Source organism: Ferrovibrio sp., from assembly GCF_017994015.1.
Classification (GTDB): domain Bacteria; phylum Pseudomonadota; class Alphaproteobacteria; order Ferrovibrionales; family Ferrovibrionaceae; genus Ferrovibrio.
On sequence record NZ_JAGOLP010000119.1, the window covers coordinates 1 to 2963 of the forward strand.

3 protein-coding genes are annotated in these 2963 nt (G+C 62.2%); all 3 read left to right on the forward strand.

From position 1 onward, the window contains the following. On the forward strand, window positions 1-1235 hold a 1235-nt coding region (locus KBB36_RS20890; RefSeq protein ID WP_290985838.1), incomplete at its 5' end, for a hypothetical protein. A 101-nt stretch (window positions 1236-1336) separates the two neighbouring features. Then, window positions 1337-2359 carry a glycosyltransferase family 1 protein gene (locus KBB36_RS20895; RefSeq protein ID WP_290985841.1) on the forward strand — a complete coding sequence of 341 codons (1023 nt, stop codon included), beginning with the start codon at window positions 1337-1339 and terminating at the stop codon, window positions 2357-2359. 69 nt (window positions 2360-2428) lie between these two features. Continuing rightward, the coding region (locus tag KBB36_RS20900) for an NAD(P)-dependent oxidoreductase (protein WP_290985844.1) at window positions 2429-2963 on the forward strand (535 nt) is incomplete at its 3' end.

Genomic DNA, 2963 nt, shown 5'->3' on the forward strand with positions numbered 1-2963 from the left:
CCTTTGCGCTGTTCGGTTCCGGCCATCTGGCCTATTCGGTGGCGCTTGCCACCGCGCTGGATTCGCCGCGTAGCATGAGTGAGATAGACTTGCTGCTGTTGCAGAAATTCGCCGACATGACCGAGGATGTGGTGGCGGGCGGTAGCGATGAGGCAGCGCGGCCGCTGAGCCGCCTGAACTGTTTCAGCCTGAATGGCGCCAATCCGGGGAGTCTGCTGGATTGTGTGCGCAACCGTGCCATGGCGCTGCATCACGACCCGGTGGGTGAGCCATTGCGCCGGATTTTCGCCTGTGCCGAACTGGCACCGGATGCCTGGGAGCCACGCGACTGGGATTATGGCAATCTGTGCGGCGGCGTGGTGCATGTGGATGGCATGATAATCCCTGCCGATACATCCTGGAGCGGCGATGCAGCCCTGGCGCTGGCCGGCCTGATCCAGAATATCCTGGATTTCCAGTTTCAGGATGAAGCCGAGATGGCTGATTCCCTACAGCCGATCTTCCAGGATGGCGAGCAGGTGCAGATTTTTGCCCATTCCCGCCTGATCCACGAATTTTCGCGTCGCAGCCGCAGTTTTGGCAAGATGGCCGAACTGCTTGGTGTTTGCCCCTATCTGATGCTGTCGCATCTGGTGCTGACCTATGATGAAAGGCTGCTGGCGGAATCTGAAGCTTTGCTGGCCGGCATCGTCTACGGCAAGGGCGAGGGCGATAGCGTCCGGGTGCGACCGCTGGCTCCGCTTTTCCGCCTGCTGGAACGCGCCGGCCGGCCGGCCAGCCGGCAATTTGCCGAAAGCTTGCAGCGCCGCCTGGAAATATTTCGCGAACTGGATTTTCCCTATATCGAGAATGTGTTCCGCTATCGCACCGAGCAGCGGATTTATGCCGGTGTTGACCAGATGCGTGGCCTCAGTCTGCGGCGGGCACGTTTCAAGGACGTGCTGGAGCAATACAAGAATGCCGTGCGCGACATCCATGATTATACTGACCTGACCTCACAGCGCCGCATCGGCATCATTCTGCTTGGCCTGTCATTGCTCTCGGTACTCGGCTTCCTCAAGGATATGCAGCAGATTTTCCTGTTGCCGTCGGAATGGCTCAGCAGCCAGGCGATGACCTGGGGGCTGCGTGGCCTGGCCATCCTGGCTTTCCTGCTGTTCCTGGGCATTGTCGGCTGGGGCCTGTGGCTGCTGCTGCGGCGTGGGCCGGACGAGGGCGGCAGGCATCGGCAGTAGCTTGTCGCTTCGTCACATACTTATCCACAGAGTGTCACGCCAGCGTCACCAAATTGCGATGTTATCACCCCGGGTTGAATCGCAACGGGCAGTGGCGGAAAATGCGGATATTGATTGTTTCGGATGCTTGGCATCCGCAGGTCAACGGCGTGGTGCGCACGCTGACCAAGACCGTGGAATCGCTTTCCCGCCAGGGCCATGTGATAGAGGTGGTGGGGCCGGGCGAATTCCGCCGCATGCCATGCCCGACCTATCCCGAAATCGAACTGGCGATCCTGCCTTATCGCGCCCTGGTGCGACGGATCGAAGCCTTTGCGCCGGAGGCAATTCATATCGCTACCGAAGGCCCGCTCGGCCTGGCGGCGCGGCGCTATTGCACACGCCACAACTTTGCCTTCACCACCGCCTACCACACCAAATTCCCCGAATATGTCGAGGAACGCGCCAAGGTGCCGCTGGCCTGGTCCTATGCCTTCATGCGCTGGTTCCATAACGGCTCGGCCGGTATGATGGTGGCCACCCAGAGCCTGGCCGACAGCCTGGCGGCACGCGGCTTCCGCAATCTGCGCACCTGGTCGCGTGGCGTGGATACCGAGCGTTTCCGCCCGCGCGACAAGGCATTGCTGGACCTGCCGCGCCCGATCCATCTTTATGCCGGCCGCGTGGTGGTGGACAAGAATATCGAAGCCTTCCTCAAGCTGGACCTGCCCGGCACCAAGCTGGTGGTGGGCATCGGCCCGCAGCTTGAGGAATACCGCGCCAGATACCCCGAGGCAGTGTTTGCCGGCTATCTGGAAAACGGCGCGCTGGCCGGCTATTTCGCCGCCGCCGATGTGTTTGTCTTCCCGAGCCTGACCGACACATTTGGCCTGGTGCTGCTGGAGGCGCTGGCTTCCGGCGTGCCGGTGGCGGCCTATCCGGTCACCGGGCCGCTGGATGTGATCGGCCCGCATCCCGAAGTGGGCTGCCTGCATGACGATCTCGGCGAGGCGATCAAGGGCGCGCTCGGCAAGTCGCCGCAGGCCTGCCGCGACCTGGCCTTGCGTTATTCCTGGGAAGCCTGCTCGGCGCAGTTCCTGCAAAATCTCACACCGATGCGGCCGGCAGTGAAACAGGCCGCCTGATCGCTTGCGCCGCCTGCGGCCTGCGCCTACTTTCCGGTATCGTCAGATATAAGATATCAGAGGGTGGGAATGGCTATCGAGATTGTGCAGGTGCTGCCTTTGCTGCCGAGCGTGGAGCAGGCGTTGAACGCGTCCTATACCGTGCATCGGCTGTGGGAAGCCAAGGATCGTTCTGCCATGCTGGCCGAGATTGCGCCCCGGGTGCGCGGCATGGCCACATCGGGCAGCACCGGCGCCAATGCAGCACTGATTGATGCCTTGCCGCAGCTTGAAATCATTGCCTGCTTCGGCGTGGGCGTGGATGCGGTTGATACCGCACATTGCCAGGCCAAGGGTGTGATCGTCACCAACACGCCGGATGTGCTGACCGACGAGGTGGCCGACCTGGCCATCGGCCTGACCCTGGCCACCCTGCGCCGTATCCCGCAGGGCGATGCCTTTGTGCGCGGCGGACATTGGCCCACCGGCAAATTCCCGCTGGCCGACAAGCTCGGCGGCAAGACCATGGGCATCCTCGGCTTTGGCCGCATCGGCCAGGCCATTGCCAAGCGCGCCGAGATTTGCGGCGTCAGCGTGGTATATAGCCTGGCTCGTATACACATCT

Excerpts from the sequence above, each read along its gene's own strand:
- KBB36_RS20895 (WP_290985841.1), top strand. The coding sequence starts at position 1,337 with ATGCGGATATTGATTGTTTCGGATGCTTGGCATCCGCAGGTCAACGGC.